The 15,288-nt window shown below is 69.8% G+C and carries 13 protein-coding genes; 11 read left to right on the top strand and 2 right to left on the bottom strand.

Features of this window, described 5'->3' with window-relative positions; all coding sequences use genetic code 11:
* The first annotated feature begins 211 nt into the window (after positions 1–211).
* On the top strand, positions 212–649 hold the full coding sequence (locus VN520_RS31720; protein ID WP_325750382.1) for a peptidase inhibitor family I36 protein: 438 nt from the start codon (positions 212–214) through the stop codon (positions 647–649).
* Positions 650–717: 68 nt separating this feature from the next.
* On the opposite strand, the gene aceE is transcribed toward VN520_RS31720, so the two are convergent.
* Positions 718–3,450, bottom strand: a complete 2,733-nt coding sequence (gene aceE / locus VN520_RS31715; protein WP_325750381.1) for a pyruvate dehydrogenase (acetyl-transferring), homodimeric type — start codon at positions 3,448–3,450, stop codon at positions 718–720.
* Between the two features lie 481 nt (positions 3,451–3,931).
* Here aceE and VN520_RS31710 point away from each other — a divergent pair, with 481 nt between their 5' ends.
* From VN520_RS31710 to VN520_RS31685, 6 genes are all read left to right on the top strand, one after another.
* The gene (locus VN520_RS31710; protein WP_325750380.1) at positions 3,932–4,369 is read left to right on the top strand and encodes a DUF3052 domain-containing protein; all 438 of its coding nucleotides are present in this window, start codon (positions 3,932–3,934) and stop codon (positions 4,367–4,369) included.
* A 172-nt stretch (positions 4,370–4,541) separates the two neighbouring features.
* Positions 4,542–5,009 carry a peroxiredoxin gene (locus VN520_RS31705; protein WP_325750379.1) on the top strand — a complete coding sequence of 156 codons (468 nt, stop codon included), beginning with the start codon at positions 4,542–4,544 and terminating at the stop codon, positions 5,007–5,009.
* A gap of 258 nt (positions 5,010–5,267) precedes the next feature.
* Positions 5,268–5,843, top strand: coding sequence for a TerD family protein (locus tag VN520_RS31700; protein ID WP_325750378.1), 576 nt, complete (start codon positions 5,268–5,270; stop codon positions 5,841–5,843).
* Between the two features lie 154 nt (positions 5,844–5,997).
* Positions 5,998–6,573: a TerD family protein gene (locus tag VN520_RS31695; protein ID WP_250287312.1), complete on the top strand. Its 576-nt coding sequence runs from the start codon at positions 5,998–6,000 to the stop codon at positions 6,571–6,573.
* Between the two features lie 69 nt (positions 6,574–6,642).
* A complete protein-coding gene (locus tag VN520_RS31690) occupies positions 6,643–7,779 on the top strand; it encodes a DUF475 domain-containing protein (RefSeq protein WP_325750377.1) in 1,137 nt (378 codons plus the stop codon).
* Positions 7,780–7,939: 160 nt separating this feature from the next.
* The gene (locus VN520_RS31685) at positions 7,940–8,674 is read left to right on the top strand and encodes a Tellurium resistance (RefSeq protein ID WP_325750376.1); all 735 of its coding nucleotides are present in this window, start codon (positions 7,940–7,942) and stop codon (positions 8,672–8,674) included.
* A gap of 33 nt (positions 8,675–8,707) precedes the next feature.
* On the opposite strand, the gene VN520_RS31680 is transcribed toward VN520_RS31685, so the two are convergent.
* Complete coding sequence (locus tag VN520_RS31680) at positions 8,708–9,601, bottom strand: TerD family protein (RefSeq protein ID WP_414720009.1); 894 nt, start codon at positions 9,599–9,601, stop codon at positions 8,708–8,710.
* A 212-nt stretch (positions 9,602–9,813) separates the two neighbouring features.
* On the opposite strand from VN520_RS31680, the gene VN520_RS31675 reads away from it, so the two are divergent.
* From VN520_RS31675 to VN520_RS31660, 4 genes are all read left to right on the top strand, one after another.
* Positions 9,814–10,974, top strand: coding sequence for an HpcH/HpaI aldolase/citrate lyase family protein (locus VN520_RS31675; protein WP_325750374.1), 1,161 nt, complete (start codon positions 9,814–9,816; stop codon positions 10,972–10,974).
* 119 nt (positions 10,975–11,093) lie between these two features.
* Positions 11,094–13,625: a phosphoribosyltransferase gene (locus VN520_RS31670; protein WP_325750373.1), complete on the top strand. Its 2,532-nt coding sequence runs from the start codon at positions 11,094–11,096 to the stop codon at positions 13,623–13,625.
* Positions 13,622–14,518 (top strand): HAD family hydrolase, encoded by an 897-nt coding sequence (locus VN520_RS31665; RefSeq protein ID WP_414720008.1) that lies wholly within the window; start codon positions 13,622–13,624, stop codon positions 14,516–14,518. Before VN520_RS31670 ends, VN520_RS31665 begins: the two co-directional genes overlap by 4 nt.
* A 58-nt stretch (positions 14,519–14,576) precedes the next feature.
* A complete protein-coding gene (locus tag VN520_RS31660; RefSeq protein WP_325750372.1) occupies positions 14,577–15,236 on the top strand; it encodes an O-methyltransferase in 660 nt (219 codons plus the stop codon).
* Positions 15,237–15,288 lie beyond the last annotated feature (52 nt).

Raw genomic sequence — 15,288 nt, 5'->3', positions numbered from 1 at the left:
CAGGCCACATCTGACCGCCTGACGACGCCCGGCCGCCCCCGGGCCCCGGGCGTCAACACGGTGCACCCGACAGCCCCGCCGGAACCGTCCGGCGGGGCTGTCGCCTATCAGGGTGGTCCACCCTCCCTCCCCTTCCCGGCCCGTGCTCGCGCAGGTCAGAGTGCGGACATGCGGGCCACCCGGCCCGCTCGACCACGGGGGTTGATCCACCATGCGCATGACCGTCCTCGCCGCCGCCCTGGCGGCCACCGCACTCGTCCCGGCCACGGCCCTGTCCCCGGCCGCCGTACCGGCCGCGCACGCCGTACCGGCCGCGCACGCCGGGCAGGAGCGCTCCCACAGCGCCCCGCACGCCGTACCGGCAGGCCTCGCACCCTGTGGAGCGGGGCAGCTCTGCCTCTGGGCGAAACCCGACTTCACCGGGGCCAGGCACGCCCACGAGCTGTCCACCGTGGACATCGAGAGCTGTGTCCCCCTGCCCGCCGGCGGCCACGCCCAGGCGCTCGTCAACCGCACCGGCCGGTCCGTCACCACCTACCAGTCCGCCGAATGCGCGGAGACCGGCGAGTTCGAGACGTACCCGGGGGACGGCACGTGGGTGCCCCGGTCGCCGTACACGGTCCGGGCCTTCAAGATCTGGGAGAACTGAGCGGCCGGCGGACGCAGAAGGGCGGCGGACCCGGGGCCCGCCGCCCTTCTGCCGGAACTCCGCGTTCCTTACGCGTCCCCGCCCGCCGGGCCGGGCTCGGCGGCGGCCACGTCCAGCAGTTCGTAGCGGTCGAGCGCGGTCTTCAGCGCCGAACGGTCGACCTTGCCCTCCTTCGCCAGCTCGGTCAGCACCGCGAGCACGATCGACTGCGCGTCGATGTGGAAGAAGCGGCGCGCCGCCCCCCGGGTGTCGGCGAATCCGAAGCCGTCCGCACCCAGCGACTGGTACGCGCCGGGCACCCAGCGCGCGATCTGGTCGGGCACGGAACGCATCCAGTCCGAGACCGCCACGAATGGTCCCTCGGAACCGGAGAGCTTCTGCGTCACATAGGGGACGCGCTGCTCCTCCTCCGGGTGGAGCAGGTTGTGGCGCTCCACCTCCACGGCCTCACGGCGCAGCTCGTTCCAGGAGGTCGCCGACCAGACGTCCGCCTTCACGTCCCACTCCTCGGCGAGGATCCGCTGGGCCTCGACCGCCCACGGGACCGCCACACCGGACGCCAGGATCTGGGCCGGGATCCGGCCCTTCTCGCCGCCGCGATAGCGGTGCACGCCCTTGAGGATGCCCTCGACATCCACATCGGCGGGCTCGGCCGGGTGCTGGATCGGCTCGTTGTAGACGGTGAGGTAGTAGAAGACGTCCTCACTGTTCTCGCCGTACATCCTGCGCAGACCGTCCTTGACGATGTGCGCGATCTCGTACCCGAACGCCGGGTCGTAGGAGACGCAGGCCGGGTTCGTCGACGCGAGCAGCTGCGAGTGGCCGTCCGCGTGCTGCAGACCCTCACCGGTCAGAGTCGTACGGCCGGCGGTCGCGCCCAGGACGAAACCGCGCGAGAGCTGGTCGGCCATCTGCCAGAACTGGTCACCGGTGCGCTGGAAACCGAACATCGAGTAGAAGACGTACACCGGGATGAGCGGCTCGCCGTGCGTGGCGTACGCCGAACCCGCGGCGATCAGCGAGGCCGTGCAGCCCGCCTCGGAGATGCCGTCGTGCAGCATCTGGCCCGTCGGCGACTCCTTGTACGCGAGGAGGAGCTCGCGGTCAACGGACTCGTACTGCTGACCGAGCGGGTTGTAGATCTTCGCACTCGGGAAGAACGCGTCCATGCCGAACGTGCGGTACTCATCGGGTGCGATCAGCACGAAGCGCTTGCCGATCTCCTTGTCCCGCATGAGGTCCTTCAGGACGCGGACGAAGGCCATGGTGGTGGCGATCGACTGCTGCCCGGAGCCCTTCTTCGCGGTCGCGTACGCCTTCTCGTCCGGAAGGGGCAGCGGCTTCGCACGCACCACACGCGTCGGGACGTAACCGCCCAGACCCTTGCGGCGGTCGTGCATGTACTGGATCTCCTCCGAGTCGCGGCCCGGGTGGTAGTACGGCGGGTTGCCGTCCTCCAGCTGCTTGTCGGTGATCGGGATGTGCAGCCGGTCGCGGAAGCGCTTGAGGTCGTCGGCCGTGAGCTTCTTCATCTGGTGGGTCGCGTTACGGCCCTCGAAGTTCGGTCCGAGCGTCCAGCCCTTGACCGTCTGCGCCAGGATCACCGTCGGCTGGCCCTTGTGGGCCTTGGCCGCCGCGTACGCCGCGAAGACCTTCCGGTGGTCGTGGCCGCCGCGGCCCAGGTGCAGGATCTGGTCGTCGGACATGTCCTTGACCATCTCGCGCAGCCGCGGGTCGTCACCGAAGAAGTGCTCCCGGATGTACGCCCCGGTCTCGGTCGCGTACGTCTGGAACTGGCCGTCCGGGGTGGTGTTCAGCTTGTTGACCAGGATGCCCGTGCGGTCCTGCGCGAGCAGCGGGTCCCAGGTGCGGTCCCAGACCAGCTTGATGACGTTCCAGCCGGCCCCGCGGAACTGGGACTCCAGCTCCTGAATGATCTTGCCGTTGCCGCGCACCGGGCCGTCGAGGCGCTGGAGGTTGCAGTTCACCACGAAGGTGAGGTTGTCCAGCCCCTCACGGGCGGCGATGGAGAGCTGGCCGAGCGACTCCGGCTCGTCCATCTCGCCGTCGCCGAGATAGGCCCAGACGTGCGACCGGGACGTGTCGGCGATGCCGCGCGCCTCCATGTAGCGGTTCATCCGCGCCTGGTAGATCGCGCCGAGCGGGCCGAGGCCCATCGAGACGGTCGGGAACTCCCAGAAGTCCGGCATCGACCGCGGGTGCGGGTAGCTGGACAGCGCGTGCCCGGCCTTCGACTTCTCCTGGCGGAAGCCGTCGAGCTGCGCCTCGCTCAGCCGGTCGAGCAGGAAGGCGCGGGCGTAGATGCCCGGGGACGCGTGTCCCTGGAAGAAGATCTGGTCGCCGCCCCGCCCGTCGTCCTTGCCGCGGAAGAAGTGGTTGAAGCCCACGTCGTACAGCGAGGCGGAGGAGGCGAAGGTGGCGATGTGGCCGCCGACGCCGATCCCGGGACGCTGCGCGCGCGAGACCATCACCGCGGCGTTCCACCGGGTCGCGTTGAGGACCTTGCGTTCGATCTCCTCGTCGCCGGGGAAGAACGGCTCGTCCTTCGTGGCGATCGTGTTGACGTAGTCGGTGCTGCGCATCTCGGGCACGGCGACGCGCTTCTCCCGCGCGCGCTCGATGAGCCGGAGCATCAGATAGCGGGCCCGGTCGCGCCCGCGCTCGTCGACGGCGGCGTCGAGGGAGTCGAGCCATTCCTGGGTCTCTTCGGGATCGAAGTCCGGGACCTGGCTCGGAAGGCCGCCAATGATGATCGGGTTGCGATCGGATGCGGAAGCCACGCTGTTCCTTCGCTGTTCGGTGGTGCTCTTCGGGGCCTGGTTGCGGGCAACGTACCCCCGGAAAGGCTGCTGTACGCCGCCTCCATCGTGTACCGCGCGGGCCTGGACGTCATCTCTACCGTGGGGTAACCCGAGGTTCCCGGACGCCGTGTCCGGGCACGAGGATCAGCAGCACGAGGGCGGTCCCGCCCAAACCGCAACCATACGCTCAAGGCGGCCAAGCGTTCCCAAAGCCCGTTCGAATCCGAATGGCGGAGCGAAACGGCATAAGCTGAGGAAGGACGTAAAGGGTCCGGACACCGTTTCCGGCCCCGCAGGAGACATGCCGGACGTTGCGGTGACGTGGCAGGGAACGTCACCGTTTAGGCGGTCTCGGACGCCGGGTACTTGCGCGATTCGCCGAGCCCGTGTGGACTACGGCCAACGCCCCGCGCACGCGCGTGGCTGAAGCATTTTCCGAAACATGATCAGGAGGCAACCCGTGAGCGCGACCGCGGACCACGCGGAGGAACGGACCAACACGGCCGTAAGGCTTGGGTTCGAACCCGGACAGGTGGTCCAGGAGATCGGCTACGACGACGACGTCGAGCAGGAGCTCCGTGAGGGCATTGAGGCCACAATCGGCCAGGAACTCGTCGACGAGGACTACGACGACGTCGCTGACGTCGTCCTGCTCTGGTTCCGCGACGAGGACGGCGACCTTACGGACGCGCTGGTGGATGCCATTGGTCTGATCGAGGACGGTGGGGCGGTCTGGCTGCTGACGCCCAAGACCGGCCGCGACGGATACGTCGAGCCGAGCGACATCAACGAGGCTGCCCAGACAGCTGGTCTTGCCCAGACCAAGAGCATCAATGCGGGCAAGGACTGGACGGGCAGCCGTCTGGTCACCCCCAAGGGGGCCAAGGCCAAGCGCTGAGCTCTTTCACCACCCGAGGCCCCCGGCGGCACCACGCCGCCGGGGGCCTTCGTACGTGTCCGGCGTGCCCGCGCGGGCCTCCCCGGGTACGGCGGGGGACGCTGCGTAGGGTGGGTGTCACCCGGACGGCCCAGGCCGGGCACGTGCGACGTTTGCGAAAGGATGCGTTTTCATGGCGATCGAGGTCGGCACGCAGGCTCCGGATTTCGAGCTGAAGGACAACCACGGGCGGACCGTGAAGCTCTCCGATTTCCAGGGTTCCGACGGTGCCAAGAACGTGGTGCTGCTCTTCTACCCCTTCGCCTTCACCGGCGTCTGCACGGGTGAGCTGTGCGCGCTCCGCGACGAGCTGCCGAAGTTCGAGAACGACGACACCCAGCTGCTCGCCGTCTCCAACGACTCGATCCACACCCTGCGCGTCTTCGCCGAGCAGGAGGGTCTCGCATACCCGCTGCTCTCGGACTTCTGGCCGCACGGGGAGACCTCGCGGGCGTACGGCGTCTTCGACGAGGACAAGGGCTGTGCGGTGCGCGGCACCTTCATCATCGACAAGAAGGGCGTGGTCCGCTGGTCCGTCGTCAACGGCCTGCCGGACGCGCGCGACCTGAACGACTACCTCAAGGCACTCGACTCGATCTGATCCGGACCGGGACCGTGACCGGCCCCGCGCGGGGCCCGGGTCCGGGGCGCGCGGGTTCGCGGGCCCGGGGCGCGCGGGTCCGGGATGTGCGGGATCCGGGGTTTGCGGCCTGCCGGATCCGGGGATCTCCTGGCGGCGAGCGGCCAAAAGCCTGTTTTGGCCGGGAACCGGTCACTAGGATCCACTCGTTGATCCGATGCCAACGCACGACGGGGGCGCTGGTGTTCTGCCGGCCCTCGCAACACTTTTGGAGGACTCGTGGGAGTCAGCCTCAGCAAGGGCGGCAACGTCTCGCTGACCAAGGCCGCGCCGAACCTGACCGCGGTCATCGTCGGTCTGGGCTGGGATGCCCGGACGACCACCGGCGGTGACTTCGACCTCGACGCCAGCGCGCTGCTGACGAACGCCGAGGGCAAGGTCGGAAGCGACGGGAATTTCGTCTTCTTCAACAACCTCAAGAGCCCCGACGGCTCCGTCGAGCACACCGGTGACAACCTCACCGGTGAGGGCGAGGGCGACGACGAGGTCATCAAGGTCAACCTGGCCGGTGTCCCGGCCGACGTCGACAAGGTCGTCTTCCCGGTCTCGATCTACGAGGCCGAGAGCCGTCAGCAGAGCTTCGGCCAGGTGCGCAACGCCTACATCCGCGTGGTGAACCAGGCGGACAACACCGAGCTCGCCCGTTACGACCTCAGTGAGGACGCCTCGACGGAGACCGCCATGGTCTTCGGCGAGCTCTACCGCAACGGCGCGGAGTGGAAGTTCCGCGCCATCGGCCAGGGATATGCCTCGGGTCTGCGCGGCATCGCGCAGGACTTCGGCGTCAACGTCTGAGCCGGTCCGGAGGATCCTCCGGACACCCGCAGTTCCCTCGCGTCCGGCGTCGCACCGTGTGTGCGGCGCCGGACGCGCTCGGCAGAGCGCCCCGCGTCCGTCAGGCGCCCGCGCCGGGCCGCAAAACCGTCCATCGACTCGGGGAGGACACACCATGGGCGTCACGCTCGCCAAGGGAGGCAACGTCTCCCTCTCCAAGGCCGCACCCGATCTCACTCAGGTGCTGGTCGGGCTCGGCTGGGACGCACGATCCACGACGGGGGCCGACTTCGACCTGGACGCCAGCGCGCTGCTGTGCCAGTCGGGCCGGATCCTCGGTGACGAGTGGTTCGTGTTCTACAACAACCTGACCAGCCCCGACGGCTCCGTCGAGCACACCGGCGACAACCTCACGGGCGAGGGCGACGGCGACGACGAGTCCGTCATCGTGAACCTGACGCAGGTGCCGGCGCACTGCGACAAGATTGTTTTCCCGGTTTCCATTCATGAAGCCGACAATCGTGGGCAGACCTTTGGTCAGGTCAGCAATGCCTTCATCCGCGTGGTGAACCAGGCGGACGGTCAGGAGCTGGCCCGTTACGACCTCAGTGAGGACGCCTCGACGGAGACGGCGATGATCTTCGGCGAGCTCTACCGCTACGGCGGGGAGTGGAAATTCCGTGCAGTCGGACAGGGGTACGCGTCAGGACTCCGGGGCATCGCTCTAGACTTCGGGGTCAACGTTTCGTAAAGCCGCGCACGGCGCGGGGGAGCCCCGTACTCACCGGGGGAGACCCTTACACACATGATGGGGTAGCCAGTGGTTCTGAAAACCTTCGGCTGGTCGTTCGCGGTCACCGTGATCGGTCTGGTCGCAGCGGTGTTCTACGGGGGGTGGCAGGCTTTCGGCATCGTGGCGATCCTGTCGATCCTGGAGATCTCGCTGTCCTTCGACAACGCGGTGATCAATGCCGGGATCCTGAAGAAGATGAGTGCCTTCTGGCAGAAGATCTTCCTCACGATCGGCATCCTCATCGCGGTCTTCGGTATGCGGCTGGTCTTTCCCGTCGTGATCGTGGCCATCAGTGCCCAGCTCGGTCCCATCGAGGCTGTGGACCTGTCCTTCAACGATCCCGACCGCTACAAGGAACTGGTGACGGACGCCCATCCCTCCATCGCCGCCTTCGGTGGCATGTTCCTGCTGATGATCTTCCTGGACTTCGTCTTCGAGGACCGTGACATCAAGTGGCTCGGCTGGCTGGAGCGTCCGCTGGCCAAGCTCGGCAAGGTCGACATGCTCTCGGTCTGCGTCGCGCTGATCGTCCTGATGATCACCGCCATGACGTTCGCCACCCATGCCCACCAGCACGGGGGCGGGCACGCGGACAAGGCGGAGACGGTGATGCTCTCGGGCATCGCCGGCCTGATCACCTACCTCGTGGTCGGCGGGCTCTCCGGATTCTTCGAGAACAAGCTCGAGGAGGAGGAGGAACGCGAGCACGAGGCCGAGGAAGAGGCCAAGAAGGCCGGCAAGCCGGTCTCCGGGGTCGTCCTGGCGGGCAAGGCCGCCTTCTTCATGTTCCTCTACCTCGAGGTCCTGGACGCCTCCTTCTCCTTCGACGGTGTCATCGGCGCCTTCGCCATCACCAACGAGATCGTGCTGATGGCCCTGGGCCTGGGCATCGGCGCCATGTACGTGCGTTCACTCACCGTCTACCTGGTCCGCCAGGGCACCCTGGACGACTACGTCTACCTGGAACACGGCGCCCACTACGCCATCGGCGCACTCGCCGTGATCCTCCTGATCACCATCCAGTACGAGATCAACGAACTCATCACCGGCTCCGTCGGAGTCATCCTCATCGGCTGGTCCTTCTGGTCCTCCGTCCGCCGCAACAAAGCACTCGCAGCAGCCGGCGGCCCTGATTCCAAGGCGGAAGTCTCCTCCGGGGTGTGACCCGGTAGGGAATGAGGAACGCTCTCTCTGCGGGGCGGCCATGGCGGCGGTTCTCCGGGAAGACCCGGACCCGGCCCGGAGGCCGCCCCGCAGCGGCGTGTGGGGCGTGTGGGCCGTACGGGAGCCGGGTGGTACTCACCGATGACAAGTGGGGGTTGGGATGGCCTTCTGGGACGGCCTGTTTCCGCGGCGGGCTGCGCAGTTCGAGTCGGGTAACTCCGCGACGAGCTCGATCGTGCTCTCCAAGCGCAATGCCACGGTCTCGCTGAACAAGCAGGGCGCGCTGACGGGCAATCTGCGCGTCAACCTGTCGTGGCGGATGCGTACGTCGGACTTCGGCGGCAGATCGCGGCAGAGCGGACGGCTGCTGCGTCCGCTGAAGCTCTTCCAGCCCGACGTCGTGCAGGCGCACACCCAGGGCATGGTCAACGTGGACCTGGACCTGGGCTGCATGTACGAACTGACGGACGGGACGAAGGGGGTGGTCCAGCCCCTGGGCAACTTGATCGGCGACCTGAACGCGCCGCCGTACGTCAGGCTCAGCGGTGACGACCGTTTCGGGGCGCCCTCGGGCGAGACCGTCTACGTGAACCTCGACAAGCACGACGAGATCAAGCGCCTGCTGTTCTTCGTGTACATCTACGACCAGACCCCGGCCTTCGACCGTACGCACGCCAAGGTGACGCTCTACCCGGGCAACGGGCCGCGCATCGAGATCGAGCTGGACGAGCGGGCCCCACAGGCCCGTTCCTGCGCGGTGTTCACGGTGGACAACGTCAAGGGCGAGCTGATCGTGCGGCGCGAGGTGAAGTTCGTGTACGGCTTCCAGTCGGAGCTGGACCGGATGTACGGCTTCGGTATGCAGTGGGGACGCGGCTACAAGACGCGGGCCTGAGTGCGCGCCGTGAGGGGCGGCCGCGCCTCCGGTTCACGGCCGGAGGAACTGCGGGCCCTGCGGGGGGAGCACGAAATTCGGGTCGGCGGCAGGCGCGGCCGCCGCCGCGGGCTGGGGATAGCCGTACGCCGGCCGGTCCGCGGCAGGCTGTGGGTAGCCGTAGGCGGACTGCGGGGCCGCGGTGGGCGGCTGCGGATAGCCGTAGGCCGGCTGGGGCGCCACAGACGGCTGTGGGTAGCCGTAGGCGGGCTGCTGGTGCTGGACCGTGGCCTGGGAGTCGGGCGCGGGCACGGCGGGCTCCGGCGGGGGCGGGACGGACGCGGACGTCCCGGGAGTGCTGGGCACGGCGGCGGGGCCGGGCTCGGAGGCCGCCTCCGCCTCGTCCACCGAGATCCCGAAGGCGGTGGCCAGCCCGACGAGGCCCGTCGGGTATCCCTGTCCCACAGCACGGAACTTCCAGCCGTCACCGCGCCGGTACAGCTCGCCGCAGATGACCGCGGTCTCCTCACCGGTCTCCGCCCGCACGTCGAAGACCGCGAGCGGCTCACCGTCCGCCGACGCCGCGTCGTACAGCGATATGCGCAGATCCGTCACGCGCTCGAACGCCGCCTCGTCGCAGGACGCGGCGATGACCACCTGTTCCACGGAGGGGTCGAGCGAGGAGAGGTCCGCCTCGATCGTGTCCGTGAGCCCCTCGGGGGAACTGCGCTTGGGCAGGCGCCGCACGAAGCCCGAAGGGTGCCGCGGCTGGTTGTAGAAGACGAAGTCCTCGTCGGAACGCACCTGTCCGGCGGGGCCGATCAACAGGGCCGAGGCGTCCACATCCGGTACCCCGGCGCCCGGGGTCCAGCGCAGCACGGCCCGTACGGCCATGGCGTCGAGAGGGACGTTCGAGCCCTTCAGCATCGCGTGCGTCATGGCGGTCATCCTGCCTGCTGGTGGGGTGCCCGGACAACGCGGGGGTACGAGCCAGTAGGCCAGGCACCGCGGGTGAGGAGCACGCAGGCGCGCCGCGGGGGGTGCGGGCTAGGGCGGGGACACCCGAAGTTCATACGGACGGGGAACTCGCGACACCTCACCGAACGTACTATTACCGGCCATACGTTTATCCGGTCTCTATGACAGCACGGGGGTAGCACATGCGTCATTTCGGGCATATATCGCCCGCTGTCCGGGAGGGACTGTTCTTCAAGGAGCCGTGCGAATTCGACGCGGGCTCCTCCTCCCGCATGCTGTCCGCGGCCCTGGGTGCCACGCTCTACAGCCCCGCGACCCGGCCCAGACTGGCCGACGACGTGATCAAGCAGGCCGGCCACGGTGTCGTCTCCATGGTGCTCTGCCTGGAGGATTCCATCGACGACGCCGAAGTGGTCGGTGCCGAGGCCAATCTGGTCCGGCAGTTCGCCGACCTCGACGCGCGGGACGCCGAGGTGCCGCTGCTCTTCATCAGGGTCCGTGAGCCGGAGCAGATACCCGATCTCGTGCAGCGGCTCGGGGACTCCGTCCGATTGTTGTCCGGATTCGTACTTCCCAAATTCACCGAAGACCGGGGCGAGCTCTTCCTGGAGGCCCTCACCGCGGCCGAGGCGGACAGCGGGCACCGGCTGTTCGCCATGCCCGTCCTCGAATCGCCCGAGCTGCTGCACCTGGAGACCAGGGGCGAGACCCTCCGGGGAATCGCCCGCACCGTCGACAAGTACCGCGAACGCGTCCTGGCGCTACGGCTCGGTGTCACCGACTTCTGCTCCGCCTACGGCCTGCGCCGGGCTCCCGACATGACGGCGTACGACGTACAGATCGTCGGCGCCGTCATCGGCGACGTCGTCAACGTGCTGGGCCGGGCGGACGGAACGGGGTTCACCATCACCGGGCCCGTATGGGAGTACTTCCGTCTCCAGGAGCGGATGTTCAAGCCCCAGCTGCGCCGCAGCCCCTTCATGGGACAGGCCGAGGAGCTGCGCGCCGCGCTCATCGAGCACGACCTCGACGGGCTGCTGCGCGAGATCGAGCTCGACCGGGCCAACGGACTGCTCGGCAAGACCTGCATCCATCCGTCGCACGTCCTGCCGGTGCACGCCCTGTCGGTCGTCAGCCACGAGGAGTACAGCGACGCACAGGACATCCTGCGGCCCGAGCGGGGCGGCGGCGGCGTGCTGCGCTCCGCGTACACGAACAAGATGAACGAAGTGAAACCGCACCGCGCCTGGGCCGAGCGGACCCTGCAACGGGCCGAGGTCTTCGGCGTGGCCCGCGAGGACGTCGGTTTCGTGGAGCTCCTGGCCGCCGGCGTGACGACCTGAGAGCGGACATGGCGGACATGGGCGAGCACGGGTCGGCAGACGTGCACGGGCCGGCAGACGCGCACGGGCGAGTACACGGGCGCGGGCGAGTACACGAGCACCTACGGGAAGAAGAGGCAGTGGACGTGGAGTGGTCGGGCAACTGGGTCGCGGAGCGGCTCGGGGTCGAGCTCGTCGGCGACGGGGAACTACGGGAGCTGCTGGGCCTCGCCCTGCGCCGCAACCCGAAGCGGGCCCATCTGCTCGTGTCGAAGGTCCTGGGCAAGCACGTGCCGCAGCGGCCCTCCGTCGTCCACGGCGTGGGCTTCGAGCTCGGCGAGCGGGTACGGGACCTGCTGGGCGAGGCGGAGGCCCGCCGCGCCGTCGTCCTCGGGTACGCGGAGACGGCCACGGGCCTCGGCCACGCCGTCGCGGACGGGCTCGGGGTGGCTCCGTACCTCCACTCGACCCGGCGGCCCGTCGCCGGCGTCGCACAGGCGGGCGGCTTCGAGGAGACGCACTCGCACGCCACCTCGCACCTGCTGCTGCCCGAGGACCCGGACCTGCTGAACGCCACCGGTCAGGACTCGCCTCTGGTCCTGGTCGACGACGAGTTCTCCACCGGCAACACCGTGCTCAACACCATCCGGGCCCTCCACGCGCGCTACCCCCGCGACCGGTACGTCATAGTCGCCCTGGTGGACATGCGGTCCGAGGCCGACCGGGGGCGGCTCGCCGGATTCGCCGAAGAGATCGGCGCCCGTGTCGACCTCGTGGTCCGGGCCCGGGGCACCGTGCGCCTGCCGGAGGGAGTCCTGGAGAAGGGCCTCGGCCTGGTGGCCGAGCACGACGCCCAGGACGCGGAACGGGCCGGTCACGCGGAACCGGCCGGTCACGCGGAACGGGCCGGTCACGCGGAACGGGCGGTTCACCCGCAGTACGTGCAGGACGGGCACCCCGCGCCGCCACGGCCCGCCCCCGTACGCGTCGCCCTCGACTGGCCGGCCGGCGTACCCGACGGCGGGCGCCACGGCTTCACCCCCGCCCACCGCGCCGCCCTGGAAGCCGCCCTCCCGGCCATGGCAGGCCGTATCGCCGATGCCCTGGGTGACGACGCACGCAGGGTGCTCGTCCTCGGCTTCGAGGAGCTGATGTACGCGCCGCTGCGGCTCGCCACCGCACTGGAGGACGCCATCACGGCCGACGTGCGCTACTCCACCACCACCCGCTCGCCCGTCCTCGCCGTCGACGACCCCGGTTACGCGATACGCAGCCGTCTCGTCTTCCCCGCCCACGACGACCCCGCGGACGGGCCGGGCGACCGGTACGCCTACAACGTCGCGGGCGCGGGCTTCGACGCCGTCGTCGCCGTCGTCGACTCCCGCGCCGACACCCCCGCGCTGCACGCCCCCGACGGGCTGCTGGCCCGGCTCACCGGCCAGGTGCTGCTCGCGGTCATCCCCTCGTACGTCCCGGCGGCGGCCTCCCGCCGGACCTCCCACCGGATCTCCCACAGGCAGGAAGCCGCCATGCTGCCCGCACCCCTCCGGGGCCCCGCCTTCTCCTCGTACGCGGCGGACGACGTCGGCTGGCTGCTCCAGGACCTCTCGGACACGCCGCTGGAAGCCCCCACCGAGGAGCGTGAGGAGGCCATCCAGAGCGGCGGCGCGCACTACGCCGAATCGCTGCCCGTCGAATACCAGCCCAGCCCTCGGTACCAGGAGCTGTTCAGGACCGCCCTGGAAACCTCGGCGGCCCGTATCGCCCGGGCCGTCGGCACCGTCACCGAGACCGTCCTCGCGGAAAGGGGCCCCCGCCCCGTCCTGGTCTCCCTCGCCCGGGCCGGCACCCCCGTCGGGGTGCTCATGCGCCGATGGGCCCAGCACCGGCACGGCCTCGACCTCCCGCACTACGCCGTCTCCATCGTCCGTGGCCGCGGCATCGACGCCAACGCCCTGCGCTGGCTCGCCGCCCACCACGACCCGGCGGACGTCGTCTTCGTCGACGGCTGGACCGGGAAGGGCGCCATCACCCGCGAACTCGCCGCCGCCCTGGAGGACTTCGAGGGCTTCGACCCGGAGATCGCCGTACTGGCCGACCCGGGCGGCTGCGTACGGACGTACGGGACGCGCGAGGACTTCCTGATTCCGTCCGCCTGCCTCAACTCCACGGTGTCCGGGCTCATCTCCCGTACGGTCCTGCGCTCCGACCTGGTCGGCCCGCACGACTTCCACGGCGCGAAGTTCTACCGCGAACTCGCGGACTCCGACGTCTCCGGGCTGTTCCTCGACACGGTCGCCGCCCGCTTCGACGAGGTCGCCGACGCCGTGGACGCCGAAGCGAAGGAACTGCTCGCCGCGGACCGCGCCCCCACCTGGGAGGGCTGGGCCGCCGTCGAACGGATCAGCGAGGAGTACGGCATCCACGACGTGAACCTGGTCAAGCCCGGCGTCGGCGAGACGACCCGGGTGCTGCTGCGCCGTGTTCCCTGGAAGATCCTGGCCAAGCGGGGAGCCGGGGCCGACCTCGACCACGTACGACTGCTCGCCGAGCAGCGCGGCGTCCCGGTCGAGGAGGCCGACGACCTCCCGTACACCTGCGTCGGACTGATCCACCCCAAGTACACACGCGGCGCCACCGGCGCGGACGGCACGGCGGTGACGGCGAAGTGAGCGGAACCGACAACGCGTCCGCGCCCGGGGCCACGGCTGTGTCCGCCTCCGGGGCCACGGCTGCGCCCGCCCCCGTGACGCTGGTGGCCAGCGACCTGGACCGCACCCTCATCTACTCGGCGGCCTCCCTCCAGCTGACGATGCCGGACGAGCAGGCCCCGCGCCTGCTCTGCGTCGAGGTGTACGGCCGGGCGCCCCTGTGCTACATGACGGAGACGGCGGCCGCACTGCTCGACGAACTGGCCCGCACCACGGTCTTCGTCCCGACCACGACCCGCACCCGGGAGCAGTACGGCCGTATCCACCTCCCCGGGCCCGCGCCCCGGTACGCCATCTGTGCCAACGGCGGGCACATCCTCGTCGACGGCGTCCCCGACCCCGACTGGCAGGACCACGTGGTCCGCCGCATCGACGGCGAGTGCGCCCCCCTCGCCGAGATCCGCGCCCACCTCCAGGCCGTGAGCGATCCTTCCTGGCTGCTCAAGGAACGGGTCGCCGAAGACCTCTTCGCCTACCTCGTCGTCGACCGCGGCGCCCTTCCGGAAGGCTGGGTGAAGGAGCTGGCCGCCTGGGCGGACCCCCGGGGCTGGACCGTCTCCCTCCAGGGCCGCAAGATCTACGCCGTACCCAAGCCGCTCACCAAGAGTGCCGCGATGCGTGAGGTGGCCCGCCGCTGCGGCGCCACCCTGACGCTCGCCGCCGGTGACTCGCTCCTGGACGCCGACCTGCTGCTCGCCGCCGACCGGGCCTGGCGCCCGGGCCACGGCGAGCTCGCCGACTGCGGGTGGGGCGCTCCGCACACAGAGGTGCTCCGCGAGACGGGCGGCGCTGCGGGCGAGGAGATCCTGCGCCGCTTCCTGCGCGCCGCCGACCCTCTGCGGGCGGGTCGCTGAGCGCACGCGAGCGATCCTGGGCAAGCTGGTCGGGCCGCCGCGAACGGAGGAGACGCGCATGACCAAGGGCAACGACACCGAGATCACCGACGAGCTGTACGCGTACGCGCTGGCCCACAATCCCCCGCTGGACCTGGTGCAACGCGAACTCGTGGAGACCACGTACGCCGAACTGCCCGGCCAGGCCGGCATGCAGTCCGCGCAGGAGCAGGGGCCGCTGCTCGCCTTCCTCGTCCGGCTGACGGGCGCCCGGCACATCGTGGAGGTCGGCACCTTCACCGGTTTCTCGGCGCTGGCGATGGCCCAGGCGCTGCCCGCGGACGGGGTGCTGATCGCCTGCGACATCTCCGAGGAGTGGACGGCGTACGGCCGGCAGGCGTGGGAGAGGGCGGGCGTCGCCGACCGGATCGACCTGCGGATCGCGCCCGCGCTGGACACCCTGCGCGCGATGCCGGCCGAGCCGCACGTCGACATGGCCTATCTGGACGCCGACAAGGGCAACTACATCGCGTACTGGGAGGAGCTGGTCCCTCGGATGCGCCCCGGCGGGCTCGTCGTCACCGACAACGTCCTCTTCCACGGACGTGTGACCGACCCGCTGGCCACCGGGGACGCCGCTGCCATCAGGGGTTTCAACGACCATGTGGTGGCCGACGACCGGATGGAGAGCGTGCTGCTGACCGTGGCGGACGGGCTGACACTCTCGCGCAGGAGGTAGCGGAGGCGGGGCCTCCGGGCGGGGCGGGGGCTCCGGGAGGCGGGGCCCCGGG

This window comes from Streptomyces sp., from assembly GCF_035563135.1.
Taxonomy (GTDB): Bacteria; Actinomycetota; Actinomycetes; order Streptomycetales; family Streptomycetaceae; genus Streptomyces.
The sequence above is the reverse complement of the archived record's forward strand: the minus strand, read 5'-3'. Positions and strand labels throughout refer to the sequence as shown.